The organism is Campylobacter sp. BCW_6873, assembly GCF_001762365.1.
In the GTDB taxonomy this organism is placed as follows: Bacteria; Campylobacterota; Campylobacteria; order Campylobacterales; family Campylobacteraceae; genus Campylobacter_D; species Campylobacter_D jejuni.
This window is the reverse complement of the sequence record NZ_MJWS01000065.1, coordinates 220,267-245,022: the sequence shown is the minus strand read 5'-3', so window position 1 is coordinate 245,022 and position 24,756 is coordinate 220,267. Positions and strand designations below refer to the sequence as shown.

At 30.2% G+C, this 24,756-nt stretch carries 29 protein-coding genes; 15 read left to right on the top strand and 14 right to left on the bottom strand.

Translation table 11 applies throughout. The features are described from left to right. Positions 1–51 precede the first annotated feature (51 nt). Genes AJ932_RS05095 through ileS form a run of 7 tightly spaced genes read right to left on the bottom strand, consistent with a single transcriptional unit; the run spans position 52 to position 8,658 of the window. Positions 52–2,025: an LTA synthase family protein gene (locus AJ932_RS05095; RefSeq protein ID WP_070278107.1), complete on the bottom strand. Its 1,974-nt coding sequence runs from the start codon at positions 2,023–2,025 to the stop codon at positions 52–54. An 11-nt stretch (positions 2,026–2,036) separates the two neighbouring features. Then, a complete protein-coding gene (locus AJ932_RS05090) occupies positions 2,037–2,813 on the bottom strand; it encodes a carbon-nitrogen hydrolase family protein (RefSeq protein WP_002853489.1) in 777 nt (258 codons plus the stop codon). Next, a complete protein-coding gene (gene xseB, locus AJ932_RS05085) occupies positions 2,806–2,979 on the bottom strand; it encodes an exodeoxyribonuclease VII small subunit (RefSeq protein WP_002853034.1) in 174 nt (57 codons plus the stop codon). The genes AJ932_RS05090 and xseB overlap by 8 nt, the downstream gene beginning before the upstream one ends. Then, positions 2,976–4,433 (bottom strand): IMP dehydrogenase, encoded by a 1,458-nt coding sequence (gene guaB, locus AJ932_RS05080; protein ID WP_002852968.1) that lies wholly within the window; start codon positions 4,431–4,433, stop codon positions 2,976–2,978. The genes xseB and guaB overlap by 4 nt, the downstream gene beginning before the upstream one ends. 9 nt (positions 4,434–4,442) lie before the next feature. Further along, the gene (gatA, locus tag AJ932_RS05075; protein WP_070278109.1) at positions 4,443–5,804 is read right to left on the bottom strand and encodes an Asp-tRNA(Asn)/Glu-tRNA(Gln) amidotransferase subunit GatA; all 1,362 of its coding nucleotides are present in this window, start codon (positions 5,802–5,804) and stop codon (positions 4,443–4,445) included. After that, the gene (locus AJ932_RS05070) at positions 5,801–5,911 is read right to left on the bottom strand and encodes a membrane protein (RefSeq protein WP_002869114.1); all 111 of its coding nucleotides are present in this window, start codon (positions 5,909–5,911) and stop codon (positions 5,801–5,803) included. Before AJ932_RS05070 ends, gatA begins: the two co-directional genes overlap by 4 nt. Then, positions 5,905–8,658, bottom strand: coding sequence for an isoleucine--tRNA ligase (ileS, locus tag AJ932_RS05065; RefSeq protein WP_070278111.1), 2,754 nt, complete (start codon positions 8,656–8,658; stop codon positions 5,905–5,907). The genes AJ932_RS05070 and ileS overlap by 7 nt, the downstream gene beginning before the upstream one ends. A gap of 98 nt (positions 8,659–8,756) precedes the next feature. On the opposite strand from ileS, the gene AJ932_RS05060 reads away from it, so the two are divergent. The 10 genes from AJ932_RS05060 to rpsR all read left to right on the top strand — a co-directional run bounded on the left by AJ932_RS05060 (position 8,757) and on the right by rpsR (position 15,489). Further along, entirely contained in the window at positions 8,757–9,845 is a 1,089-nt protein-coding gene (locus tag AJ932_RS05060) for a CinA family protein (protein WP_002853490.1), read from the top strand. 11 nt (positions 9,846–9,856) lie between these two features. Then, a complete protein-coding gene (locus AJ932_RS05055; RefSeq protein ID WP_002777060.1) occupies positions 9,857–10,282 on the top strand; it encodes a GNAT family N-acetyltransferase in 426 nt (141 codons plus the stop codon). 63 nt (positions 10,283–10,345) lie between these two features. Further along, positions 10,346–10,966 carry an NAD(P)H-dependent oxidoreductase gene (locus AJ932_RS05050; protein ID WP_002869051.1) on the top strand — a complete coding sequence of 207 codons (621 nt, stop codon included), beginning with the start codon at positions 10,346–10,348 and terminating at the stop codon, positions 10,964–10,966. After that, positions 10,966–11,571, top strand: coding sequence for an NAD(P)H-dependent oxidoreductase (locus tag AJ932_RS05045; RefSeq protein WP_070278113.1), 606 nt, complete (start codon positions 10,966–10,968; stop codon positions 11,569–11,571). Before AJ932_RS05050 ends, AJ932_RS05045 begins: the two co-directional genes overlap by 1 nt. A gap of 124 nt (positions 11,572–11,695) precedes the next feature. Further along, positions 11,696–12,232, top strand: coding sequence for a CDP-diacylglycerol--glycerol-3-phosphate 3-phosphatidyltransferase (pgsA, locus tag AJ932_RS05040; RefSeq protein ID WP_002812871.1), 537 nt, complete (start codon positions 11,696–11,698; stop codon positions 12,230–12,232). Beyond that, positions 12,229–13,335: an RIP metalloprotease RseP gene (gene rseP, locus AJ932_RS05035; RefSeq protein WP_002812870.1), complete on the top strand. Its 1,107-nt coding sequence runs from the start codon at positions 12,229–12,231 to the stop codon at positions 13,333–13,335. The genes pgsA and rseP overlap by 4 nt, the downstream gene beginning before the upstream one ends. Then, entirely contained in the window at positions 13,328–14,194 is an 867-nt protein-coding gene (locus tag AJ932_RS05030; RefSeq protein WP_002812869.1) for a VirK family antimicrobial peptide resistance protein, read from the top strand. The genes rseP and AJ932_RS05030 overlap by 8 nt, the downstream gene beginning before the upstream one ends. A gap of 86 nt (positions 14,195–14,280) precedes the next feature. Further along, on the top strand, positions 14,281–14,658 hold the full coding sequence (gene rpsF / locus AJ932_RS05025; protein WP_002812868.1) for a 30S ribosomal protein S6: 378 nt from the start codon (positions 14,281–14,283) through the stop codon (positions 14,656–14,658). Positions 14,659–14,666: 8 nt separating this feature from the next. Further along, positions 14,667–15,218, top strand: a complete 552-nt coding sequence (locus AJ932_RS05020; protein ID WP_002877747.1) for a single-stranded DNA-binding protein — start codon at positions 14,667–14,669, stop codon at positions 15,216–15,218. A 10-nt stretch (positions 15,219–15,228) separates the two neighbouring features. Beyond that, complete coding sequence (rpsR, locus tag AJ932_RS05015; RefSeq protein ID WP_002853032.1) at positions 15,229–15,489, top strand: 30S ribosomal protein S18; 261 nt, start codon at positions 15,229–15,231, stop codon at positions 15,487–15,489. 60 nt (positions 15,490–15,549) lie between these two features. Here rpsR and lon read toward each other — a convergent pair whose 3' ends face one another. Further along, complete coding sequence (gene lon / locus AJ932_RS05010) at positions 15,550–17,925, bottom strand: endopeptidase La (protein WP_002856101.1); 2,376 nt, start codon at positions 17,923–17,925, stop codon at positions 15,550–15,552. Between the two features lie 16 nt (positions 17,926–17,941). Further along, positions 17,942–18,589, bottom strand: coding sequence for an outer membrane protein assembly factor BamD (locus AJ932_RS05005; RefSeq protein ID WP_002852961.1), 648 nt, complete (start codon positions 18,587–18,589; stop codon positions 17,942–17,944). Positions 18,590–18,749: 160 nt separating this feature from the next. Here AJ932_RS05005 and fliW point away from each other — a divergent pair, with 160 nt between their 5' ends. Genes fliW through AJ932_RS04980 form a run of 5 tightly spaced genes read left to right on the top strand, consistent with a single transcriptional unit; the run spans position 18,750 to position 21,277 of the window. Continuing rightward, complete coding sequence (gene fliW / locus AJ932_RS05000) at positions 18,750–19,139, top strand: flagellar assembly protein FliW (protein WP_002852982.1); 390 nt, start codon at positions 18,750–18,752, stop codon at positions 19,137–19,139. Further along, complete coding sequence (locus tag AJ932_RS04995) at positions 19,139–19,870, top strand: pyrroline-5-carboxylate reductase (RefSeq protein WP_002855729.1); 732 nt, start codon at positions 19,139–19,141, stop codon at positions 19,868–19,870. The genes fliW and AJ932_RS04995 overlap by 1 nt, the downstream gene beginning before the upstream one ends. Further along, a complete protein-coding gene (locus AJ932_RS04990; protein ID WP_002855822.1) occupies positions 19,867–20,169 on the top strand; it encodes a transformation system protein in 303 nt (100 codons plus the stop codon). Before AJ932_RS04995 ends, AJ932_RS04990 begins: the two co-directional genes overlap by 4 nt. Then, positions 20,166–20,828 carry a hypothetical protein gene (locus AJ932_RS04985; RefSeq protein WP_070278115.1) on the top strand — a complete coding sequence of 221 codons (663 nt, stop codon included), beginning with the start codon at positions 20,166–20,168 and terminating at the stop codon, positions 20,826–20,828. The genes AJ932_RS04990 and AJ932_RS04985 overlap by 4 nt, the downstream gene beginning before the upstream one ends. Then, the gene (locus tag AJ932_RS04980) at positions 20,825–21,277 is read left to right on the top strand and encodes a hypothetical protein (protein ID WP_002859148.1); all 453 of its coding nucleotides are present in this window, start codon (positions 20,825–20,827) and stop codon (positions 21,275–21,277) included. The genes AJ932_RS04985 and AJ932_RS04980 overlap by 4 nt, the downstream gene beginning before the upstream one ends. Here AJ932_RS04980 and AJ932_RS04975 read toward each other — a convergent pair. The 5 genes from AJ932_RS04975 to AJ932_RS04955 are packed head-to-tail and all read right to left on the bottom strand — an operon-like array spanning position 21,274 to position 24,756. After that, complete coding sequence (locus AJ932_RS04975) at positions 21,274–21,903, bottom strand: uroporphyrinogen-III synthase (RefSeq protein ID WP_002856298.1); 630 nt, start codon at positions 21,901–21,903, stop codon at positions 21,274–21,276. The two genes, AJ932_RS04980 and AJ932_RS04975, sit on opposite strands and share 4 nt — an antisense overlap. Next, complete coding sequence (thiE, locus tag AJ932_RS04970; protein WP_070278117.1) at positions 21,881–22,513, bottom strand: thiamine phosphate synthase; 633 nt, start codon at positions 22,511–22,513, stop codon at positions 21,881–21,883. Before thiE ends, AJ932_RS04975 begins: the two co-directional genes overlap by 23 nt. Beyond that, entirely contained in the window at positions 22,503–23,315 is an 813-nt protein-coding gene (gene thiD, locus AJ932_RS04965) for a bifunctional hydroxymethylpyrimidine kinase/phosphomethylpyrimidine kinase (protein WP_002869047.1), read from the bottom strand. Before thiD ends, thiE begins: the two co-directional genes overlap by 11 nt. After that, on the bottom strand, positions 23,312–23,998 hold the full coding sequence (locus AJ932_RS04960) for an endonuclease III domain-containing protein (RefSeq protein ID WP_070233061.1): 687 nt from the start codon (positions 23,996–23,998) through the stop codon (positions 23,312–23,314). Before AJ932_RS04960 ends, thiD begins: the two co-directional genes overlap by 4 nt. After that, positions 23,995–24,756 (bottom strand): ATP-binding protein, encoded by a 762-nt coding sequence (locus AJ932_RS04955; RefSeq protein WP_070274303.1) that lies wholly within the window; start codon positions 24,754–24,756, stop codon positions 23,995–23,997. Before AJ932_RS04955 ends, AJ932_RS04960 begins: the two co-directional genes overlap by 4 nt.

Sequence of the window (24,756 nt, the reverse complement as noted above, 5' to 3'; positions counted from 1 at the left end):
ACTTTAAAGGCTAAATTTTAGCACTTTTTTACTAAAAAGAAAATATAAATCCTATTTTGAAATGCCTAAACGCTCGGCTAATTGATATAAATTTAACTCTCTATAAAATTTATCAAAGTCTTTAGTATAACCATCAAGGTTAAAAGCTTTATTCATATCTTTTAAAGTATCATTACTTTCAAAATAATACCCTTTACCGCCACTATAAATACCTTTTTTATCAATCCATACAGCATCGTTGATCCCAAATTCTAATTTCTCATCACTTGGTCTTGCTAACATATTTCTTCCGCCTACGCTTAAATACTTGACATTATTTAAACTTAAAGCATAAAGAGTTGGAAAAATATCTTTATGAGATCCTACACGATCTTTATCATAATAAATATTATCTTGCAAATCCTTAGGAATATAAAGATAAAAAGGTACACTATAAGCAAAAGCTTTTTGGGAATTTAAATCCATACTCATTTCGCGTACTCTATGATCTCCAGTTGCTGCTATAATAACACTATTCTTAAATGGACTTTGTTTTACTTTATCTAGAAATTTTCCAAATTCATTATTTGCATAAGTATAAGCTTTGATAATATTATCTTGTTTATCTTTTTCATAAGGAAGCATATTAAGCAAAGTTTGTGGAATGTTTTGTAATTTTGGCAAATCATTTTGTGGAATTTTATAAGGTGGATGATTGGATATGGTAAGAGCAATTATAAGGGTTTTATGTGGATTTTTTTGAAGCAAGTCATAAACTTTTTTATATAAAAACTCATCAGCTATCCCATAACCATTTTCACTATCTTTTGCTCCATTATACTCTTTCATTAAAATATTTTCATCTATAATCTCATCTACTCCCAAAATACTGAGATAATTTTTAATATTTTGCCAAGATCCATTACCTGCACTTACAAAAATCACCTTATATCCTGCTTTCTTATAAACAGCAATAGGTGTTAAATCCAAATAAGTTTTCTGAAATTTACTTGTAGAAATATTAGAAAATGGACTTACAAAAAATAAGTTTGCAAAACTTGGTATAGTTCCATTACTAGAACTCAAAAAGCGTTTGAATAAAAAATCTTGCTTAAAATGTTTATCTAATGAACCTAAAAAATTATGTTCTGTATTTGTAAAATCAGCCAAATTAAGCCCAAAACTTTCCATTAAGTTAACAAATACACTAGGATGATTCTTTTCAGCTTTTAGATTTATAGGACTTTGATGCAAATAATCAAAAAGTTTTTCTTTAAGTTCTTGTGCTTTCAAAGGTGTGATAACCTTCAAAGCCGCTTCTTCTTTATATTGTTTTAAAGCCCAAGAAAATGCCATAATTGGATTTAACATTGTATCATTTACAACACTATACTCACTAAAAGAATAATTTTGTACATTTATAGCCACATGCTTAAAGGGGCCCCTTAAGGCTATAACATAAACAATAATTAATATTAAATTTAAAGCTATCAAGGGAAATAATCTTAAATTAACAGGTTTTAGCTTTAAATTTAATATTTTCAAATTTAAAAAAAATACAAAAACTCCAAAAATCAACATTAAAGCTAAAATTTTTAAAATTGGATAATCATGATAAATAATACTTAAAATAGTTTTTGTATTATCATCTTTTAGAGTAAACATAAAAATATCAAATTTAGTCTTGTAAATTTCGTAATAATAGTATTTTACATAAGAAAATCCTATACAAAGACAAGAAAGAACAATTATATAAACGCTTGAAAAAATGAAATAAAAATTTTTACTATATATTACTAACTTATTATTTATTTTTATATTAGAAAAAATTAAACTTAAAAAACCACAAAACAAGAATGGTAAAAACGCTGCGCTTAAAAATCTTATATCATGAAAAACACCCAAAAGATACATTAAAAAGATTTCATTTTTATCACTAATTAAACCTGTAGGGATGAAAGAATTTTGCATTAAAATACGATTAATGGCAAAAGTTACTATAAATAATACGCTAAAAATAAAAATTTGAAGTAAAATTTTTCTCATATTTACCTTCTTTAAAAATTCTTAAGAATTTTATCAAAACCCCAAAGTTTTCTTGCTTCATCACTTTTTTTAGGCTCTATAATAAGCATTTCTTCTTCAGAACCTAATTTACTTTCTATCTCGCCAAAAGCATTGATAAACAGAGTATCGCCGTAAAAATTCCACTCATCTTTTGTTTTGCCTATGCGATTTACTCTTAAAATGCTTGTAGAATTTAAAAAAGCTCTTGTTTTTAAAAGTTCTTCCCATCTTTGTTTACTTTCAAAGGTGCAAGCACTAGGAACGATAACCAAATCAATTTTTTTCGCCATAATCTGTTGCCAAAAAATATCAAAATGTGTCTCAAAACCAAAAAGTAAAGCACATTTTAATTTTTCATAATTAAAAGTAAAAATTTTTAATTCTGATGGAGTTTTGTTGCTGAAAAATTTTTCTTCATTCCAATGTTCATAAGGCATTAAAATTTGCTGTTCATAACTTTTAACACCATTTGGAGTCACTTTTAAGCAAAGTTTTTTATAACTTTTAGCTTCAACGCTTACATAAGGAGCGATGATTTCTAATTCGTATTTTTTAGCAAGTTTAATCAAGCTTTCTTTTTTAGCTTCACTTTGTTCTTTTATCATATTTTTTGGCATATGCAAAAGTTCTGTAAAAAAACTGTTGATCACATATTCGCCCAAAACTACTAAATTTGCCCCATTGTCTTTTGAAGCTTTGAGATAATAATCAAGCCTTGATTCACTTAAAGCTAAAGTTGGAAACTGTAAAGCCGCTATTTTACTCATCGATTTGCTCCACTTCTAATTTTGCTTTTTCAAGCTCAAGTCTTGCTTTTTTGATACTTTCTAAACCCTCTTTGTAAATTTTTACACTTTCATCTAAGGCAAGCTCTTGATTGTTTAATTTTTCCAAAGATTCATTAGCGTGTTTTAAATTTTCTTCAAAACTCATTGATGATTGACCTTGTAATTTGGTGCTTCATGAGTGATAGTAACATCATGTACATGACTTTCTTTAAGCCCTGCGGTAGTAATTTCAACAAATTCAGCCCTTTTTTGAAAATCTTCTATATCTTTAGCTCCAACATAACCCATAGAAGAACGCAAACCTCCTAAAAGTTGATGCACCACGCTTCTTATACTTCCTACATAAGGAACGCGCCCTTCTATACCTTCAGGAACGAGTTTATCTTGAGCAGTACCTTGCTGAAAGTATCTGTCTGAACTTCCCTTTTGCATAGCCCCAAGAGAACCCATACCACGATAAGACTTATATTGTCTTCCTTGATAAGTAAAAAGCTCTCCTGGACTCTCATCTGTTCCAGCTAAAAGCGATCCTATCATAACAGAACTCGCACCTACGGCTAAAGCTTTTGCAATATCACCTGAATATTTAATTCCACCATCAGCTATCACAGGAACGCCAAATTTATTTGCTTCTTCCACACACTCATCAATGGCTGAAATTTGAGGCACACCCACACCTGAAACAATACGTGTGGTACAAATACTTCCTGGCCCAATACCTACTTTAACCGCATCTACTCCTGCTTCACAAAGTGCTTTTGCTGCAGCTGCAGTGGCGATATTTCCTGCGATAAGATCTAAATTTGGATATTTAGCTTTAATCGCTTTTACTGTATCAATAATACCCTTAGAATGTCCATGCGCAGAATCAAGCACAACAACATCAACACCCGCTTCAACTAAAGCATCCACACGATCCATTTGTCCTACTCCTATAGCCGCACCCACGCGTAATCTTCCAAAATTATCTTTATTGGCATCAGGATATTCTTTGCGTTTTTTAAGATCTTTTATAGTGATAAGTCCTTCCAAGCGTCCTTGTTCATCAACTATAGGAAGTTTTTCTACTTTGTTGGTACTGAAAATTTTTTCCGCATCATCTAAAGTACAACCCTTTGGAGCAGTGATTAAAGGCATTTTAGTCATAACATTTTCAACCAAATTTGAAAAATCGCTCTCAAATCTTAAATCACGATTGGTAAGTATGCCTATTAGTTTCTTATCTTCATCTACTACAGGAACACCTGAAATTCTATACTCTGCCATGATTTCTAAAGCCTCTGCAACACTTGCTTTAGGACTTACAAAAATAGGATCGATAATCACCCCGCTTTCACTTTTTTTCACTCTTTTTACTTCTCTAACCTGCGAGGCTATATCCATATTTTTATGAATCACTCCAAGTCCTCCAAGTCTTGCCATCATAATAGCAGCCCTGTGTTCAGTAACTGTATCCATAGCCGCAGAGATTAAAGGCATATTTAAAGTGATATTTTTTGTCAGTTTAGTATGAATTTTTACTTCCTTAGGTAGAACTTCAGAATACCCAGGACGCAATAATACATCTTCAAAAGTTAAAGCTCTTTTTACAATTTTCATCTTTCATCCTTAATTTTTAATCATTTGTTCTAAACTTAAAGCCCCATCTAACAAGGTTTGTTCATCATAAGCTTTGCAAATCAGTTGTGCTGATATATTAAGCCCTTCTTTATCTTTTGCAACAGGCACACTAATGCCTCCAAGCCCTGCTAAATTTACAGAGATAGTATAAACATCTTCTAAATAAGTTTGCATAGGGCTTTTTTGAGTATCAAATTTAAAAGCCGTTGTAGGAGTTACAGGCATAAAAATAAGATCACAATCTTGCAAAATTTCTTCATATTTTGTCTTGATAAAAGCTCTAGCTTTTTGTGCTTTGATATAATACGCATCATAATATCCACTGCTTAAAACAAAAGTTCCTAACAAAATTCTTCTTTTTACTTCTTCGCCAAAACCTTCGCTGCGTGTATTTACATACATTTCTTTTAAATTTTGGATATTTTCAGAACGCTTGCCATAACGCACCCCATCATAACGACTTAAATTTGCACTTGCTTCAGCTGTTGCGATGATATAATATGCCGCAATATCAAACTTAGAATCAAGCAAATTTTTATATACAATCTCATGTCCATTAGCTTTTAACATATCTATGGTTTTTAAAAGTGCGTTTTTTACTTCACTATCTGCATCATTGACATAATTTTCAATCACTGCGATTTTTAATTTTTTATTTGCATTTAAATTTGGAACGGTTTTGATAAACTCGATATTTGCACTTGTGCTATCCATTTTGTCATATCCTGCGATCGCATCATATAAAATTGCCGCATCTTCTACATTTTGCGTTAAAACCCCGATTTGATCCAAACTTGAAGAATAAGAAGCTAAGCCATAGCGACTCACTCTTCCATAACTCGGTTTAAATCCTACACAACCACAAAAAGCCGCAGGTTGGCGTACAGATCCACCTGTATCAGAACCCAAACTTGCCAAAGCCAAGCCACCCGCTACCGCAGCAGCACTTCCACCACTTGACCCACCTGGAACACGCTCAAAATTTAAAGGATTTAAAGTTTTTCCATAACAAGAACTCGCTGTTGAACTTCCCATAGCAAATTCATCCATATTGCAACGCCCAAAAGGAGAAAAACCATTAGCTTTTAAATTAACAATCGCACTTGCATCATAAGGAGCAATATAACCTTGTAAAATCTTACTCGCACTAGTAAGCTCCCAGCCCTTTACGCTGATATTATCTTTTATAGCTACAGGCACACCTTCACCTGAAACGCTTAAGTCTTTATCTAAAAATTGTTCAATATAAGCACCTAATTTTTTTTCTTTTTTTGCTTTTTCATTGAGTTCTTTTTTTAAATTTTCAAGTTCTTCTTTGGAGTATTTTAAAGCTTCTTTTAAAGTTATCATTTATTTTCCTTTGTTTTTTTGATCAAAAATACTGCTAAAGCACTAAAAGCCAAAACCACCGCTATAGTTGTGATGATAATACTATTTGGAATCGGATTTTCTAGCATTGAACTCCTTTTAAAACTTCTTCACATCTTAAACAAGGTGTTTCTTCATTTTTACTTTGAAGTTTCCAACATCTTGGGCATTTACAAAGTGAAGCTTTGGTGATTTTAAATTTCTCATTCTCTACTTCAAATTCAGCCAAAATTTCTTCATTTTCATTGCTGATTTGACTTACCATAAACCAATCGGCTAATTCCTCATTTGGGAATTTATTAAAACTGATGTTTAAATTTAATTCCAAAGTAGATTTAATAATTTTATCTTTTTTAAGTATATCAATTTGTTCAAAAAATTTCTCTCTAGCGCTCATTAAAAATGTATCATCTATACCAAAATCATAATCAAAATCTTGAGTTAAACTCAGATCAAATACATCTTTTGCATCGCCTTTGATTAAAACATTAGCATGTTCTAGAGCCTCATCTACACTATAGCTTAAATTTGGAGCAAGTAAATTTAAAAGCTCTTTTGCCATCAAAGCCATAGCCACTTGAGCAGATTTTCTTCTTTGAGCATTTTCACTATCGCAATAAAGTCTATCTTTACTGATATCAAGATAAATCCCACTTAAATCCGCACTTAAGAAATTTAAAAGCAAACTAAAACCTTTAGCAAATTCATAAGCAAAAAATGCTTCTTTACTTGCTTTAAAAACTTTAGTTGCACGACTTAATATCCATTTATCAATAAAACTAAATTCTTTAACTTCTAAATCTTTTAAGTCATTTGTATTAGCAAGTAAAAATCTTATAGTGTTTCTTATTTTGCGGTATTGTTCGCCTACTTGTTTTAAGATATTGTCTGAAATTTTTAAATCACTTGAATAATCACTTAAAAGTATCCAAAGTCTTAAAATTTCAACTCCATAGGTTTTTGCTACATATTCAGGAGCAATCACATTGCCTTTAGATTTAGACATTTTTTGCCCTTTTTCATCAGTGGTAAAACCATGAGTTAAAATGCTTTCATAAGGTGCACTTTCATTGATCGCTGTACCTACAAGCAAAGAGCTTTGAAACCAACCCCGATGCTGATCGCTTCCTTCTAAATACATACTTGCTCTTTTTTCTCCTGCGTCATAAAGTCCGCTATTTAAAACTGCATTAAAAGTACTTCCGCTATCAAACCAAACATCTAAAATATCATATACTTTTTCTAAATTTTCAGCTTTGTATTTTGAATTTGTAGGAATTAAATCTTTGATTTCAAACTCCCACCACGCATCAGCACCGTGTTTTTCAAAAATAGCTGCTACAAAGTCAAAAAGTTCATCATCAAAAATCACTTCTTTAGTGTTTTTATCTCTAAAAAAGGCTATAGGCGTTCCCCAGTCCCTTTGTCTTGAAATACACCAATCTGGGCGATTTTCCACCATAGAACCTATTCTTTTTACCCCACTTTGCGGATAAAATGTTGTTTTTAAAAGTTGTTCTTTTGCACACTCTCTTAAAGTTTTTCCTTGAAGTTTTGGTTCATCCATTAAAATAAACCATTGTTTAGTAGCTCTATAAATCACAGGCTTATGCGTTCTCCAACAAAATGGATAAGAGTGTATAAATTTAGAAGAATGTAAAAGTTTTTCGCCTAAAAGTTCTAAAATTTTTTCATTGGCCTTAAAAATATGAAGACCTATAAACTCTTCAAGCAAATGAGAAGGCAAAAGCCCTTTAGCTCTTAAAGTTTCATCATAACATCCACTATCATCAACAGGCATTAAAACTTCAATACCGTATTTCAAACAAGCATAGTAATCATCTTCGCCATGTCCTGGTGCAGTATGTACAAGTCCACTTCCACCATCCATCAATACATGCTCACCCATGATTAAAACAGATTTTCTTCCATTTAAAGGATTGATAGCTTCAAGTTTTTCAAATTCTTTTGCGTTGAGTTCTTTTTGAATTTCTCCACTTGTAAGTCCTTTTTCTACCATGCTTTTAAGCAAAGCACTTGCAAAAATCAAACCTTCTTTAGTGATCACATAATTTTCGTTAGGATTTAAGGCTATAGCTTGATTAGCCACCAAAGTCCAAGGCGTAGTTGTCCATATCACTGCTCTTGCTTTTGAAACGCCTAATTTTTCGCAAGCTTTTACATCTAAATCAAAAGCCACAAAGATAGAATAATCTTCTTTATCTTGATACTCTACTTCAGCTTCCGCTAAAGCTGACTTTGCCGCCCAACTCCAAAAAACAGGTTTAGAACGCTCACAAAGTAAGCCTTTTTTAGCAATCTCACATAAAGTTCTATAAATCGCTGCTTCAAACTCAAATTTCATAGTCAAATAAGGCTTATCCCAATCCGCAATAATGCCTAAATTTTTAAATTCTTCTCTTTGGATATCTACAAATTCACTCGCATGTTGTCTGCAAAACTCACGAATTTCTTTCTTGCTTAAGCTTTTTTTCTTTTCTCCAAGCTTTACTTCTACTTGTTGTTCTATAGGTAAACCATGACAATCCCACCCTGGAGTAAAACGCACACTCTCACCTTTAAAATAATGCGTTTTGATAATAGTTTCTTTTAAAATTTTATTTAAAGCATGTCCTATATGAATATGTCCGTTAGCATAAGGGGGGCCATCGTGCAAGGTAAAACTTTTTTTCGCATTTTTGCGATTTTCTTTCATTTTTTCATAAGCATAATTTTGCTCAAACCATTTTTTAAATCTTTGCGGTTCAAGTTCCGCTAAATTCGCCCGCATAGCAAAAGTAGTGCTGGGCAAAAGTAGAGTTTCTTTGTAGTCCATTTTTTCCACCTAATTTTTAATAATCTTAAATTCTACTCAAATTAGCTTTAATTTCTACTTTGTTTTTGGCTATAATTATAAGAAAAAAAGGAAAATTTATGAAACATTTGCTTTATCTTATAGGAGATGAGCTTACTATAAACGAAAAATTCAAAAATTATATTTATAGAACTTATGAAGAAAAATTTAAAGAAATTAACGAAATTCGCATACAAAATAAAACCGATAAAGATTTACCCTTTTTGCTTGAAAATCTCTTAAATCAGTATGATTTTATCACTTTATTTACAAGCCCTTTGCATTATGCGACTGTTGCTAAAATTTTAGCAACTTTAAATGATGATAATCTTATCTTAAAAGATGATACCTTGGTTCCAGATAAAGCAGAATTTAGTAAAAATAGCTTTGTATGTAATTTTTCAAATTCAAAAATTAATGTCGTTAAAATAAATCCAAGCGAAAAATTACCTGATCTTCTTGGGCATATAAAATTAAATTTTGCATATTTTTGCATTTTTGGCATGGATGATGAAAGCGCTATATTACTACTGCAAACCCTAACAAAATCTTATGAGATAAGTATAAAATCAACCAAGTTTTTAGATAATCTTGTGCTTATTAAGGCCACTTGCGCTAATTTTGGAAAACTTGATGGTTTTTTAAATAGCGTAAAAAATCTTTTTGGACAAAAGGTGTTTTTAGGTAAAGATCCTATACATTTTATAAGCTCTAAACTTTTAGAAAAAAAATTAAAAATTTCTTTTGCTGAAAGTTGCACAGGCGGACTTTGTGCAAGCACCTTAACCAAAATTTCAGGTGTAAGTGAAATTTTTGAAGGATCTATTGTAAGTTATTCCAACCGCATCAAACACGAATGGCTTGGAATTAGCGAAAGCGTCTTAGAAAATAATGGCGAATACAGTGAACGTTGTGTTTATTTTATGCTAAAAGGTATTTTTAAAACGGCTAATCCTGATTTTGCCTTAGCTATTAGCGGAGTAGTTGGCGAAAAAGATGAGGGAAAAATAAAATCAGGCACTATTTATATAGGCGCAATGTTTAGAGATGGAACTTTTATCCAAGAAACGCTTTATTTAGATGGAGATCGTGAATTTATGCAAGAACAAGCTGTTTTAGCAACTTTTTGCCTACTTTTAAAATTAAAACCTGAGATTTTTGAAATTTAAGGGATTTAAAAATGAAAGAAATTAAGCTAAAAGAAGACTTGGAAAAAATTTATCCCTTGATAAAACAATTAAGAAATAACCTATCTTTGAAAGATTTTTTAGACAAAATCCAACTTGCTACACAAACTCAACATTATAAACTTTTTGCCTATGAAAATGAGGGAAGCTACAAAGCAGCTTGTGGAGTCATGCCCTTTAATGTACTTTATCATAATCATTGTCTTTATATTTGTGATTTTGTCGTAGATGAAGCTTTAAGAGGAAAAGGTATAGGTCAAGCTTTTTTGAAAAAAATCCAAATTTGGGCAAAAGATCAAGGATATGAAGAATTAGAACTAAGTTCAAGTTTTTTTAGAACACAAGCTCATGAATTTTATATCCAAAAAATGGGTTTTGAAAAATCCGGTTTTGTTTTTAAGAAAAATATCAAACTATAATATTTTTTGATTAAGCTTTGCATTTTATAATTAATATTATTATTTTTGATTTTAAGGAATAAAATGAATTTTAAAGAACTAATTTCAAAACGCAGAGCTTGTAAACTTTTTAATGATAAAAAAATCAATGAAAAGGATTTGCATTTTATCTTAGAAAGTGGAGTCTTAGCCCCAAGCTCACATGGATTTGAGCCTTGGAAATTTGTAGTATTAGAACAAAAAGAACACAATCTTAAACTCTCAACCCTATGTTACAATCAACAAAATGTAGCAAGTGCGAGTCATAATATCATTTTTCTAGCAAGAAAAGATCTTCAAAGCAAAGATGAATTTGCACAAAAACAAGTGCGTCGTTTCTCAGGTTCTAGCGAAGAAAATTTTCAAAAAATTTTAGAAATTTACACCCATAAAACCAATGCAATGAATGATAATGAACTCTATCATTACGCACAACTTCAATGCTATCTTGCTATGATGCAAATGTCGCTAGCTGCAATGAGCTTAGGTATTGATTCTTGTATGATAGGTGGCTTTGAAAAAGCTAGGGTTGATAATTTTCTTAATTTAACTTATCCTTTTGAAACTGCTGTAATTTTATCCTTAGGATATAAAGCCCATGAACCAAAATATTCTACTCAACGCTTAAATTTTAATGAAGTCGTCGAATTTTACAAGGAAAAATAATGAAAAAAGAACTTGAAATTTTTAGCACAAGATATTCTTGTAGAAATTTTAAAAATGAAAAACTCAAAAAAGAGGATTTAAATTCTATTTTAGAAATAGCAAGATTAAGCCCCAGTTCCTTGGGACTGGAACCTTGGAAATTTATAGTAGTGCAAGATGAGAAAAGAAAAGAAGAACTTTCTAAAATTTGCAATCAACAAAAACATGTAAAAGATTGTGCTGCATTAATTATAATCATTTCAAGACTTGATTTTTTGGATTATTTTGAAGAAAAACTTAGAAAAAGAGATATGAGTGAAACAGAAATGCAAAAACGCTTAGATACTTATATGCCTTTTTTAAAATCTCTAAATCAAGAACAAAAAATATCTTATGCAAGAGAACAAGCTCATATAGCTCTAGCTAGCATACTTTACAGTGCTAATGCTTTAAATATAGCAAGCTGCACTATAGGTGGTTTTGATAAAGAAAAGCTTGATTCTTATTTATCACTTGATATTCAAAAAGAAAGATCAAGTTTGGTGGTGGCTTTAGGATATTGCAACGATAAAAAAAATCCTCAAAAAAATCGTTTTAGTTTTGATGAATTTGTAAAATTTATTTAAATTTTGCTTTTAAGCAAAATTTAAATAAAAATAAACTGATTCTTTTTTGTATTTTTACTAAGTCTTTGCTTAAATTTTATACAATTTTGATTATAATTTTACATTTAATTTCACAAGGCTTGTTATGAATTTACCCAATATCTTGGCGATTTTTAGAATGGTTTTAGCGCCTTTGCTATTTTTTTTGTTAATTCATAAATTTGAAAATATTCATCAAAGTTGGATTAACTATTTTGCTGCTTTAACTTTTTCATTAGCAGCTTTAAGTGATTTTTTCGATGGATACATCGCAAGAACTTGGAAACAAACTACAAAACTAGGCGGAATCTTAGATCCATTAGCCGATAAAATGCTTGTTTTAGCAGCTTTTTTAGGGCTTTTACTTACAGGAAAAGCTAATGAATGGGTAATTTATATTATACTAGTAAGGGAATTTTTTATCACAGGTTTTAGAGTTGTAATGATCAGTGAAAATTTAAATGTCAATGCTTCTTTTGCAGGCAAACTTAAAACCGCTTTTCAAATGACTGCGATAGGATTTCTAATCATGGAGTGGATAGGCGGAGAAATTCTACTTTACATAGCTTTGATTTTAACTCTTTATTCTGGATTTGAATACATCTATACTTATATAAAAGCTCAGAAAAAAGGAGAAAAATGAGATCTTTATTGCTTTTAATTGTTATTTTGATTTTGGGAATTAAATTTTATTCTATTGAATTTTTAGCAACTGTTTTAGTCATCTCATTTTTAATTTTCTTTCACGAATTAGGACATTTTTTAGCTGCAAGATCTTTGGGTGTAAAAGTTGAAGTCTTTAGCATAGGATTTGGAAAAAGTCTTATAGAGCGTGAATTTAAAGGCACGAACTATCGCTTAAGTGCTTTGCCACTTGGAGGATATGTTAAACTTAAAGGACAAGATGATATGCGTCCTGGTTTTGAAAATCTAGACAAAGATAGCTATAGCATTTTAAGTCCTTTAAAAAAGATTTATATTCTTTTTGCTGGACCATTTTTTAATCTAATTTTAGCTTTTTTTCTTTATATTATCATAGGAAATTTAGGTCTAAACAAACTTGCTCCGCAAATAGGAAACATAGCGCCAAACTCTGCTGCACAAGAAATAGGACTTCAAAAAAATGATACTATCTTAGAAATTAACGGTGTAAAAATTCAAAGCTTTGATGAAATTTCAAAGCATTTAAGTTTAGAGCCTTTGAAAATATTAATCGATAGAGAAGGAAAAAATTTAGAATTTACCCTAACTCCAAAAATAGGACAAGGATATAATGACTTTGGACAAATCGTTGAAAAACCTCAACTTGGAGTCAGTCCAAATGGGACAAGCACTCTTGTAAAACATCAAGGTTTAGAAAGTTTTAAATATGCCATACAAGAAAGTTTTCAAGCTTCTACACTCATCATCAAGGGTATAATAAAACTCATAAGTGGTGAAGTTGAAGCAAAAAATTTAGGCGGTATTATCACCATGACTGAAATTACCTCAAAGGCTGCACAAAATAGCTTTACTTTGCTTTTATTTATCACTGCTTTAATTTCCATAAATTTAGGCATTTTAAATCTTTTACCTATTCCTATGCTTGATGGAGGACATATACTTTTTAATCTTTATGAAATGATTTTTAGACGCAAGGTTCCACAGCGTGCTTTTGAATACTTAAGTTACGCAGGCATGGCAATACTTTTAAGCTTAATGCTCTTTGCAACTTATAATGATATATCAAGGATTGCAGGTGAATAAAAAATTTTCCTACCCTATTCCAAATTTTACTGATAGAAGAAAAAGTATCATCTTTTGGCGCTATTTACGTTTTCAAGCAAGAAAAATTCTATATTTTCCTCAAGTAAGGCTTCTAGAAAAAACGCTTAATGAAGAAAAAAATAAACATTTAAAAGACTTTTTCTCTCAAAGACCCTATGCTTGCTACAATGCTATAAGAAGATTTTGCGATAAAAGTTTTAAAGCAAATGAACGCGTTAAAACACTTATTTATGATGTTGATAAGGGACTTACTTGTTTTAAATTTCTTCCCGAAGAACAAATGATTTTTTCTTTTGATGAAGATTTTGAGCTTTTTTTAGGATATAACCATAATGTTTACGAAGAAGGTTTTTGGGCTTTTTCTTTAAAATTTAAAAAATACACTATTTCACAATGTAATTTTTGCTTTACTTTAGAAAATAATCTTCTACTTTCTTGCATACAAGGATATAAATACAAAGATTTTAATATTTTAGAAATTAATAAAATTTTAACTAAAAAATGTCATGGTTTGCGCCCTGTTGCTTTACTTATAGAATGCTCTAAGATGCTTTGTGAAATTTTAAAACTTCAAGCTACTTTAGGTGTACATGAAAAAAATCAAATCCGTTCTCAAAAAGGAAAAGAAAAAGGATATTTTGTAGATTATCAAAAAATTTGGCTAGAAAATGGTGGAGAATTAATAAAAATCGATAAACACAAATACTACAAGCTCCACCACTCGCAAAAAAACCTAGAAGAAATCCCTTCACAAAAACGCTCCATGTATAAAAAACGTTTTGCCATGCTTGAAGAAATCAAAGTAAATTTAGATAAGACATTGGATATTCAAGACTAATTAAGTATATTTTGATATAATCTAGTCTTGCTTTATGCAAAATCCTTGCTCATGAAAATGGGCTTTAATATCCATAAGGAGAAAAGATGAAACATTATGAGGTTTTATTTATCTTAAAACCAACACTTACCGAAGAGGAAGTGAATGCGAAGTTGGAATTCGTTAAAGAAGTCCTAACCAAAAATGGTGCAGAAATTGAAACTGTTGTTCCAATGGGCACTAGAAAATTAGCGTATAAAATCAAAAAATACGAAAGAGGAACTTATTTTGTGATTTACTTCAAAGCTCCTACAAACTTAATTGCAGAGCTTGAAAGGGTGTTAAGAATCACTGAAGAAGTAATAAGATTTTTAATCGTAAAATATGAAAATAAAAAAGAAATTGCAGCTTGGGAAAAACTAAGCCACGGGATTAAGCAATCTAAAAAAGAAATCAAACCTTTAGATGCTCCTGAAATTCAATAAGGAAAAAGATGTTTAACAAAGTTGTTTTGGTTGGAAATCTTACACGTGATATAGAAATGCGTTATGCACAAAGCGGTAGTGCTATTGGAGCTTCCGCTATAGCAGTAACAAGAAGATTTACCACAAATGGAGAAAAAAGAGAAGAAACTTGCTTTATTGATATAAGCTTTTATGGTCGCACCGCAGAAGTTGCAAACCAATACCTTACAAAAGGTTCAAAAGTACTCATAGAAGGACGTTTAAGATTTGAACAATGGAGTGATCAAAATGGACAAAATCGCTCTAAACATAGCATTCAAGTTGAAAATATGGAAATGCTTGGCAATTCCAATGCTCCACAACAAGGCGGAAATTTTGGCAATAATAGCTTTTCAAACAACAATTATAGTGGAAACTATGAAAATCAAAGCTATGATCCTTATATGAGTGAAAATCAAAATTTTAATAAAGCAAAAACAAACCCTGCTCCACAAAGAAACCAAAACCCACAACACGAAGAAAAATTAAAAGAAATTGATATCGATGCTTATGATAGCGATGATACTAATTTACCATTTTAAAGGATAAACTATGGCAGAAAAAAGAAAATACTCTCGCAAATATTGCAAATACACTGAAGCAAAAGTTGAATTTATTGATTATAAAGATACAGCAATGTTAAAACATGCTTTATCTGAAAGATTTAAAATCATGCCACGCCGTTTAACAGGTACAAGCAAAAAATACCAAGAAATGGTAGAAGTTGCAATCAAACGTGCAAGACATGTAGCTCTTATCCCTTATATAGTGGATAGAAAAGAAGTAATCAATAATCCTTTTGAAGGACTATAATCTTTTAAAAGCAAACTTGTAAAAAGTTTGCTTTCTTATACATTTATTCTCAAAATAAAATTAAATCAAAGTATATTCTAAGACATCACTAAAAGTATCAACAGCAATGATTTCCATATTGTCTCTAACCTCACTAGGAATATCTTTTAAGTCCCTTTCGTAATTTTTTCTTGGGATTAAAGCTGTTTTTATATCTGCTTTATAAGCTGCAATTAATTTTTCTTTTAATCCGCCTATTGGTAAAACTTTTCCTTTTAAATCTATTTCACCTGTCATTGCAACATCTGCTTTAACCTTTTTATCACTAAAAATAGAAGCAATAGCTGTGCTTATCGTAATGCCCGCACTTGGACCATCTTTTGGAGTAGCTCCATCTGGCACATGGATATGAATATTATAACTATCATAAACATTAACTTTAGGATCGATAATTATTTTTTTAGGTATTTTTATTTTTCCTTCATCGATTAAAACTTTTATCATGCTAAAAGCAATTCTAGCTGATTCTTTCATTACATCACCCAAACTTCCCGTGAGCGTTAATTCTCCTTTACCTTTAATTTTTACAGCCTCTACTTTTAAAACATCTCCACCTACACTTGTCCAAGCCAAACCATTAACCTGACCTACTTGATTTTCTCCATTATTTTTTTCTATTTCAAAAACTTTTTTATCTAAAAATTCATTCAAATTTTTTGTATTAATAATGACTTTTTTAATATTTTCTAAAAGTAGTTTTTTAGCACTCTTACGACACAACTCTGCCACTTTGCGACGCAAATTTCTAACTCCTGATTCACGAGTATAATCACTAATGATTAACTCTATAGTTTCATCATCAATAGATAATTCATTGGATTTTAAGCCATGTTTTTTAAGCTCATCTGGAACTAAATATTTTTTCATTATATGAAATTTTTCACTTGGAGTATAAGAGCTAAGTTCTATAAATTCCATTCTATCTCTTAAAGGTGCAGGAATATTGCTAATATCATTTGCTGTTGCTATAAAAATGACTTTACTTAAATCAATATTAAAATTTAAATAATAATCCCTAAATTTAGAATTTTGCTCTGGATCTAAAATTTCTAAAAGCACCGCACTTGGATCGCCTCTAAAACTGCGATTTAATTTATCAATTTCATCCAATACAATTACAGGATTAATTTGTTTTGCCTCTATGAGTCCTTGGGTAATACGTCCAGGCATAGCGCCTATATAAGTTCTACGATGACCACGTAGCTCATTAACATCTTCAAGTCCGCCTAAGGCTATGCGAATAAGCTCTCTTTTTAAAGCTTTTGAAACAGAATTTGCCAGTGAAGTTTTACCCACGCCAGGAGGTCCATAAAGACAAAGTATAACTTTAGCACCATCTTTTTCTGCTATTTTTCTTTTTTCTAAAAGTTCCCTAACTGCAAAATATTCTTCTATGCGTTCTTTTGGTTTATTTAATGCATAATGATCATGGTTGAGCTGTTTTGAAACTTCTTTAATATCAAGTTTTTTCTTAGAAATTTTTTCAAAAGGAATATCTAATGCTGTTTCTATGTAAGTTTGAATCATCGATGCTTCGGAATTATCTTGATGAATGCGTTCGAATTTTTCAATTTGTTTTTTGATTTCTTTATAAGCGTCTTCGTGCATAAATTTCTTCTTTAATTCCAGACGCTTTTGATACTCTCTAACCTCATCTTCTTTTTGTGTGTCAGAACCAAGCTCTTTTTGAATTTGTCTTAATTGTTCTTTTAAAAAATATTCTTTATTTACCTTATCAATACGAGAATGTACTTTATTTTTAATTTCTTTTTGAATTTTATTGGCTTCTATTTCTTGGGCAATTAAATCTATTAATTTTACTAATTTTTGCTCAAGATCTGTTAAAACAAAAAACTCATAAGCAACTTGTTTTTTAATACGCACAGTATTTAAAATCAAATCACAAATCCTAGACGCATCAAAACCTTCTTCAATTGTTCTTAAAAGATCCGGAGAAAAATAATGACTAATATTTGCCAAATTTTTTACCTTCTCTTTTAAAACTTCAAGAAGCGCTTCTTTTTTAGTTCCTTCTAAAAAGTCTTCTTTTATAAGTTCTATCTTGGCTTCTAAAGGTTTATTAGAAATTTGCTCTATAATTTTACCCTTAGCATATCCTTGAAAAAGTATTTTCACCCTTCCATCAGGCAAAGGAACTTTTCGCATGATAGTCCCAATCACTCCACAATTATAAATTTCATCAAAATTTCTTCCATTTTCCAACCTTGAAGGTGCAACAAAAAGCATACTATCATTTTTAATCGCAAGATCTAAAGCTTTCATATTGGATGAATCGTTAATAAAAATAGGAGTTATCATAAAAGGATATAAAAATAATTCATCTTCAACCAATACTGGTAAATTTGCTGGATAATTTTGTATCTCTTCAATCTGCATTTATTTTCCTTGTTTATTAAAATCTTTCAAATATACTTCTATACCAAGGAAGCTCAGGTTTGATAATACTTTGCTGATAAAATTCACTTTCTTGAAGTCTTTGTTTATAAATTTGTGCACTTTCATCATGCCCTATGCGCTGGTATAGATTTTCTATAGTGCTATTAAGATAAAAAACCGCTAAATTAAATTTTGTAAGCATTGTCTGAACCAAAGGTTCATATTCTGTATAAGGATAATCTTTCAAAAAAGTATCTATTTCTTTTTGGCTTTCAAGCATTAAAGCCTGATTACGATTTGGCACTGCAAATGCATCAAATTTTGCCTTAATTTTAAGATAACGAATATAATCAGCATTGCGTGAATTTCCAAATTTTTTATTATATTCATCTAAATAAAATTCAGCTAACTTATATTCCTCTTCATCCATATGAGCTTGTGCTAAAATAATTAAAGTAGTTTCCAATAAAGGATCGGCAACATGCTCACTTGCCATACCATTATAATGATCATCAGCTTTTTCCAAATCCTTGTCCTGCAAATCTTTAATAATTTGCTTATACCACTCACTAGCACTAAGATTGTATAAACCTTCATCATTTTTCGTACTACACGCACTAAAAAAAACACTTAAAAAAACCAATAAAAAAATACCTTTTTTCATACTTCACCTTGATTTATATTCTCAAAAATCTATATTTTAACGATTTTATAATTATGTTCTTCTAAAATTATAATAAAATTAATTAAATAATTTAAAATTTTGGAATGATTATTGCTTATTTTATGTTAAAATATTAAACATTATAACTTGAGGAGAAAACATGACCCTAGCTGTTAAATGCCCTATCTTAGGTTTTGAAGAAACCAAAAATATGGAATTTTCAACTATCGATGAAGTATTTGTAAGACTTAAAAGTCTTGATGGTAAAGACTTTTCTTTTGTTTTAATTAATCCTTATTTGATTAGACCTGATTATGAATTTGATATACCAACTTATTATCAAGAGCTTCTTTCTTTAACACCTGAATCTAATATGAAAATTTTTAATATAGTAGCCATAGCAAAAAGCATTGAAGAATCGACAGTGAATTTTCTAGCTCCAGTAGTCATTAATCTTGATAATAATACTATGGTACAAGTGATACTAGATACAGTTAATTATCCGGACTTTTTTCAAGCTGATCAAATTGCTAATTATATTAAAAAATAATGCTCTATATACTTGCAAATGGAGCTATGGCAACAGCCTTAGCCTATGGATTAAAAGATGATTATGAAATTTGTATAGTAGGAAGAAGTATAGAAAAACTTCAAGCCCTCACCAAAGAAGGCTTTAAAACCTTACTTTACAAAGATTTTAACATAGAAGGTAAAGATGTTATTTTAGCATTTAAACCCTATGCTTTAGAAAATATTGCTCAAATGCTAAAAGGACAAGCACGTATCTTAATCTCTGTTTTAGCCAATGTTGATTTTGAAAAACTACAAACCATCAAAGCTCAAAATTATGTTAGAATAATGCCCAATACAGCAGCTAAATATAAGGCTTCAACCACACCATATATACTTAAAAACTCTCATTTTGAAAATGAAATTTTAGACATTTTAAAAACTTTTGGCTCGGCTTATAAATTAGATAATGAAATACAAATGAATGCAGCTATGGCGATTAGCGGCTGCGCTCCTGCTTTTTTAGCACTTATAGCGGAAAGCATTGCTAATGCTGGAGTTTATGAAGGTTTGTCAAAAGAACTTAGTCTCAATCTTACGCGCTCTTTATTTAAAAGCTCTAGTGCTTTACTAGAACATGAACATCCAGCTATTATCAAAGAAAATATTTGCTCCCCTGGCGGAGTTACAATAAAAGGCATAAAAATACTCGAACAAAAAGGAATTCGCGGAAGTTTTTTTGAAGCCATAAATGCTAGCAGCGCTAAATGAAAAAGGCTTTCATACTTATAGAAAGTATTAGTGCTATAACGATCATATCTTTAATTTTCATTGGCATTTTTTATTACTATACTCAACTTTACAAAAACTATGAAAATTTAAATATTTTTGAAAGACTCTATAAACTTCAAGAAGAATTATATGAAAAGCCCATTTTTAAAACCATCATACTTCAAACTTCAGCCTTAAAACCTATAGTTTTACAAGAACAGTTTGTTAATGATGGTATATTTCAATTTCAAAAATTATACTTTCAAGATCAAAATTATAGCGTTTATTTTAAAGAATGAGCAAAGCTTTTACACTTTTTGAACTTATAATATCACTAATACTTTTTACTTTTATAACTAGCTTACTTTCAAAACCTTTAATGGATTTTTATCATTTAAATTTCACTGCTTTACATACAAACAATCTTATCACTCAAGCACATTTAAACTTGCTTAAAATAGAAAAATTAATACAAAATTGTATTAATATTACATTTTCACAAAATACATTAAAATGTCTTTTAAAAGATGAGTTAATTAGCCTAAAAGATAATAAACTTTATCTTATTAATTCTGCTCTTATTTTAGAAAATAATCATACACTTTATTCACCTCATTCTGATTTTAAAACACAACTCCAAAATAGAAAAGATTTATATAATGACAATGAGCATATTAGCTATGCTTATAAAATTAATAAGATTGAAAAAATATCCATCTTAGAAAATGGTATATCTACAAATTTTACAGGTAGTTTTATTCCTTTGCAAGCTCAATTAGTTATCAAATTGCAAAATGGAGAACTTATATATGAAATAAAGCCAAAATTTAATGAACAATTAAACCAACAAGGATTAATTTCTAAAAACATAAGCTCATTTAACCTGCAAAACAATAAATTAAAAATTTGCCTAAAAAGACAAGCAAAATATTGTCTTGAAAAAAGAATTTTACTATGAAAAAAGCTTATGTTTTAATTTGGACAATTTTTTTAATATTACTAATAAGTCTATGGATGAGCTTGACCTTAAACATATCTAGCTACACTCCAAAAATAATCCAAGATAGTTATTACTACCTTCAAGCTCAAATTTTAAGTCATAATGCAACACAATTTTCTAAATATTTTTTATATCAAGCAAAGCAAGAAAATAAAGAATGTTTAGATAATATATATTTTAATTACACAAAAGCTTTGATTAAAATAAAATATTTTTATCCTATTGCACAATGTGTTAATTTTAAATTTTCCAACTTTAATCCCGATGCAAATTTAAGCAAAGATGGTGTTATTATAGCCCACATTAGCATTGCTTTAAATCGTGATAAAAACGTCAATGATGAAATTTTACTCACAAAAAGCATTATTATTTATCCCAAAGAAAATTTTTGGAATTTAAAAAATTAAACCAAAGTCTTAGCAAGCTTAACACACTCTAAAAGACTTTGATTTTCGCATATATAAAGATTTTTAAAATTTAAAAGCTTCTTTGCTGTGCTTTGTCCTATAACTACAACCTTATCTTCTTCTTTTAAGCTATAAAATTTTAAAAAATTTTCTACACTTAAAGGAGAGGTAAATATAAAAATAGCAGGATGAGTAAGTTTTTTGTCACCTTTTTTAAAAACATTTTCATAAACAATCACTTCATCTAAATCCACACCTACATTTTTAAGATCCAAATTTAAAGTTGAAACAATATTTTTAGCCCTTAAATACAAACATTTTTGCGTTTTTAATTCCTCTTTAAATTCAAGAAAAAGATCTTTTCCATAAGCCTTTGATGGAATTTTAATCTTTTTAAAACCTAAATTTTTAGCGTATTGAGCTGTACTTTGTCCTACAGCGTATAAATTGAGTTTAAAATTTAAAGTGATTTTTGCATTTTGTAAGGCTTTTAAAGCATTTTTTGAAGTACAGATTAAAGCATCATACAAACTCAAATCTATACTAAAATCGTAAAAAATAATCTCATTTAAAATAAGATTTTCCACCCCTTTAAAAGGAGTTTCATTTAAGAGGTAAATTTTCATAGATTTTACGCTTTAACTCTTTAGCTGCCAAAAAAGCATCTTTAGCATCCATGATCGCCCTAACCACAGCCACGCCGCTTAAATTTATACCCTTTAACTCATCAAGCACTGCTTTATCAACCCCTCCTATAGCTACAACCCCTATAGGACTTTTATCACAAATTTGGCTTAAAAGCTCAAGGCTTAAAAGCGAACTTTCTTTAGTAGGCGTTGCCTTGATAGCTCCACAACCTAAATAATTTGCTCCTTGTATGAACTCAAGTTGTTCTAGTTTTTTAAGGCTTAAGCCTATGATTTTTTCATCTCCTAAAAGCTTTCTAGCTAGTTTTACTTCTAAATCTTCCTGTCCTAAATGCACCCCATCAGCATCTAAGGCTAAAGCTATGTCCACTCTATCGTTAATCAAAAAAGGTATTTTATAAGCCTTGCAAAGTTTTTGCACCTTTAAACCTAGTTTGTAAAATTCTCTTGCATTAAGCTCTTTTTCACGAAGTTGAACTATACTCACTCCGCCTTTTATAGCATTTTCTAAAGTATTTAAAAAACATTCCTCGCTTTTATTTCCCTTAGTAGCAACCAAATAAAGGCTAAGATCTAATTTATTTTTCATCTAAAAACTTGAAAAAATGATTTGTAGGACCACAACCTTTTCCAAGATTGAGTGAATAATAAATCGCATTTCTTACATATTCTTTAGCTTCACTAACAGCATAAAATAAATCCTTGCCTTTAGCTAAATTACTAGCAATAGCCGAAGAAAGCGTACAACCTGTACCGTGAGTATTTTTAGTTTCTATGCGTTCGCCTTTTAAAATATAAATTTCTTTTCCATCATAAAGCACATCATTGGCATTTTCTTCACTATGTCCGCCTTTAAGTAAAACTGCCTTAGCCCCCAAGCTGCATAAATGCTTAGCTGCTTTTATCATCTGCTCTTCATTAGCGATCTTAAAACCGCATAAAAACTCTGCTTCAGGAATATTAGGCGTAAGAATATCTGCAAATTTTACTATGGTTTGCTTGAAAAAATCACAATTTTCTTGCGGCATTAAAGCATAGCCATTTTTAGCAAACATTACAGGATCGATCACTACATTTTGAGGTTTAAACTCGCTTAAATTTTTAGCTACACAGCTCATTAATTCACAAGAACCTATCATTCCGATTTTAGTTGCCTTTGGCACTATATCTTCAAATACGGCAAGCATTTGTTCATCTACGCTTTGAGTAGGTATATCGTGTACAGAAATCACCCTTGCGGTATTTTCAGCTACCACACTTAAAACCACACTCATACCAAAAAGATTGTGCGCACTAAAGGTTTTAAGATCGGCTTGTATCCCTGCTCCACCACTACAATCACTCCCTGCTATAGTTAAAACAGGTATAAGTTCACTTCCTTTTGCTTTCATAAATCTTCCTTTAAAATTTTGATCCATTCTTCACCCTTAGGGCTTAATTTTTGTCCTTTAAAACTCTGTTTTGCAAAAGCTACGATCAAAGCATGAAAAATTTGATAAAGTTCGTAAAGTTCGCATTTTTTTCCTAAAATTTTACACAAATTTTCTTGCTCACTTTCTATGCCACTTTGAAAAAATTCTCTTAATTCTTCATAATTTTCAAACTCATAACCTAAGTAAAAAGCCAAACGCAAACTATAGCTATCTACAACCAAAATCTCTCTTTTACAAAGATAGCTTAAAATACCATCAACACTTTCAAAACCTAAACCTTTGATATTTAAAAGCCATTCTCTGCTTACATTTGTTTTAAAATTTTCTAAATTTTTATAAGTGTTTATGATACTTTCTACCAAGCCTTTTAAACGCTTGGCTTTGGTGTTGTAAAATCCGCTAGGCTTAATTAAAGTTGCAAGTTCTAAATTGGATAAAGTATTGATTTGTTCTAAGCTTGCAATATTTTCTTTTTTTAAATTGTCTAAAGCTTTTAAGACATTTTTCCAATTTGTATTTTGAGTTAAAATCACAGAAATTAAAAGCTCAAATTCACTCAATCCTTGATTTTCAAGCCAATCAAAATCATGATAATTTAAATCCAAATTTAAAAGCTTGGTAAAAATTTGCGCTCCAGTCATTTAAAATTCTCCTTAAAAGCCAAATAAAATTGCTTCACAGTACGACCACTTCTACTTGCTCTTAGAGTAGTAAATTCTTTAGCTTTAGCGTGTAAAAGCTCTTTATCACAAGAATAATCTTTAAAATAAAAATCTATCATCTTTAAATACTCTTCTAAATTTCCTTGATAAAAACTTAACCACAAACCAAATCTATCACTCAAGCTTAATCTTTCTTCAGCAGCATCGCTTAAATGAAGTTCTGTATGTGCAATTTGCGTATCAAGATTATCAGCAATGCTTTCACTTAATAAATGCCTACGATTTGAACTCGCATAAATAATTACATTATTTGGGGCTTTTTCTATGCTTCCCTCAAGTAAAGGTTTTAAAAATTTATAACTATCATCTCCCTTCTCAAAAGAAAAATCATCACAAAAAAGTATGAATTTAAAATTTTCTAATCTGATTTCATCGATGATATCTGCTAAGGCAAATAAATCTTCTTTATTTAATTCAACAAGTCTTAAGCCCTGATCTTTAAATTCGTTAAATATAGCCTTAATTAAACTTGATTTTCCAGTACCCTTAGATCCCCATAAAAGTGCGTGATTTGCCCCTTTGTTTTGAATGAAATTTAAAGTATTTTCATAAAGTGCTTTTTTTTGTTTTTCCATACCTACTAAATCTTTTAAAGCAATAGGATCGATTTCAAAAATAGGCTTTAAATAGTCTTTTCTTGCTCTATAAATTGCTGCATAAGTTTTATTCCAATCCAT

Coding starts and splice junctions, on each gene's coding strand:
- AJ932_RS05095 (WP_070278107.1), bottom strand. CDS start 2,025: ATGAGAAAAATTTTACTTCAAATTTTTATTTTTAGCGTATTATTTATA.
- AJ932_RS05090 (WP_002853489.1), bottom strand. CDS start 2,813: ATGAGTAAAATAGCGGCTTTACAGTTTCCAACTTTAGCTTTAAGTGAA.
- xseB (WP_002853034.1), bottom strand. CDS start 2,979: ATGAGTTTTGAAGAAAATTTAAAACACGCTAATGAATCTTTGGAAAAA.
- guaB (WP_002852968.1), bottom strand. CDS start 4,433: ATGAAAATTGTAAAAAGAGCTTTAACTTTTGAAGATGTATTATTGCGT.
- gatA (WP_070278109.1), bottom strand. CDS start 5,804: ATGATAACTTTAAAAGAAGCTTTAAAATACTCCAAAGAAGAACTTGAA.
- AJ932_RS05070 (WP_002869114.1), bottom strand. CDS start 5,911: ATGCTAGAAAATCCGATTCCAAATAGTATTATCATCACAACTATAGCG.
- ileS (WP_070278111.1), bottom strand. CDS start 8,658: ATGGACTACAAAGAAACTCTACTTTTGCCCAGCACTACTTTTGCTATG.
- AJ932_RS05060 (WP_002853490.1), top strand. CDS start 8,757: ATGAAACATTTGCTTTATCTTATAGGAGATGAGCTTACTATAAACGAA.
- AJ932_RS05055 (WP_002777060.1), top strand. CDS start 9,857: ATGAAAGAAATTAAGCTAAAAGAAGACTTGGAAAAAATTTATCCCTTG.
- AJ932_RS05050 (WP_002869051.1), top strand. CDS start 10,346: ATGAATTTTAAAGAACTAATTTCAAAACGCAGAGCTTGTAAACTTTTT.
- AJ932_RS05045 (WP_070278113.1), top strand. CDS start 10,966: ATGAAAAAAGAACTTGAAATTTTTAGCACAAGATATTCTTGTAGAAAT.
- pgsA (WP_002812871.1), top strand. CDS start 11,696: ATGAATTTACCCAATATCTTGGCGATTTTTAGAATGGTTTTAGCGCCT.
- rseP (WP_002812870.1), top strand. CDS start 12,229: ATGAGATCTTTATTGCTTTTAATTGTTATTTTGATTTTGGGAATTAAA.
- rpsF (WP_002812868.1), top strand. CDS start 14,281: ATGAAACATTATGAGGTTTTATTTATCTTAAAACCAACACTTACCGAA.
- AJ932_RS05020 (WP_002877747.1), top strand. CDS start 14,667: ATGTTTAACAAAGTTGTTTTGGTTGGAAATCTTACACGTGATATAGAA.
- rpsR (WP_002853032.1), top strand. CDS start 15,229: ATGGCAGAAAAAAGAAAATACTCTCGCAAATATTGCAAATACACTGAA.
- lon (WP_002856101.1), bottom strand. CDS start 17,925: ATGCAGATTGAAGAGATACAAAATTATCCAGCAAATTTACCAGTATTG.
- AJ932_RS05005 (WP_002852961.1), bottom strand. CDS start 18,589: ATGAAAAAAGGTATTTTTTTATTGGTTTTTTTAAGTGTTTTTTTTAGT.
- fliW (WP_002852982.1), top strand. CDS start 18,750: ATGACCCTAGCTGTTAAATGCCCTATCTTAGGTTTTGAAGAAACCAAA.
- AJ932_RS04995 (WP_002855729.1), top strand. CDS start 19,139: ATGCTCTATATACTTGCAAATGGAGCTATGGCAACAGCCTTAGCCTAT.
- AJ932_RS04990 (WP_002855822.1), top strand. CDS start 19,867: ATGAAAAAGGCTTTCATACTTATAGAAAGTATTAGTGCTATAACGATC.
- AJ932_RS04985 (WP_070278115.1), top strand. CDS start 20,166: ATGAGCAAAGCTTTTACACTTTTTGAACTTATAATATCACTAATACTT.
- AJ932_RS04980 (WP_002859148.1), top strand. CDS start 20,825: ATGAAAAAAGCTTATGTTTTAATTTGGACAATTTTTTTAATATTACTA.
- AJ932_RS04975 (WP_002856298.1), bottom strand. CDS start 21,903: ATGAAAATTTACCTCTTAAATGAAACTCCTTTTAAAGGGGTGGAAAAT.
- thiE (WP_070278117.1), bottom strand. CDS start 22,513: ATGAAAAATAAATTAGATCTTAGCCTTTATTTGGTTGCTACTAAGGGA.
- thiD (WP_002869047.1), bottom strand. CDS start 23,315: ATGAAAGCAAAAGGAAGTGAACTTATACCTGTTTTAACTATAGCAGGG.
- AJ932_RS04960 (WP_070233061.1), bottom strand. CDS start 23,998: ATGACTGGAGCGCAAATTTTTACCAAGCTTTTAAATTTGGATTTAAAT.
- AJ932_RS04955 (WP_070274303.1), bottom strand. CDS start 24,756: ATGGATTGGAATAAAACTTATGCAGCAATTTATAGAGCAAGAAAAGAC.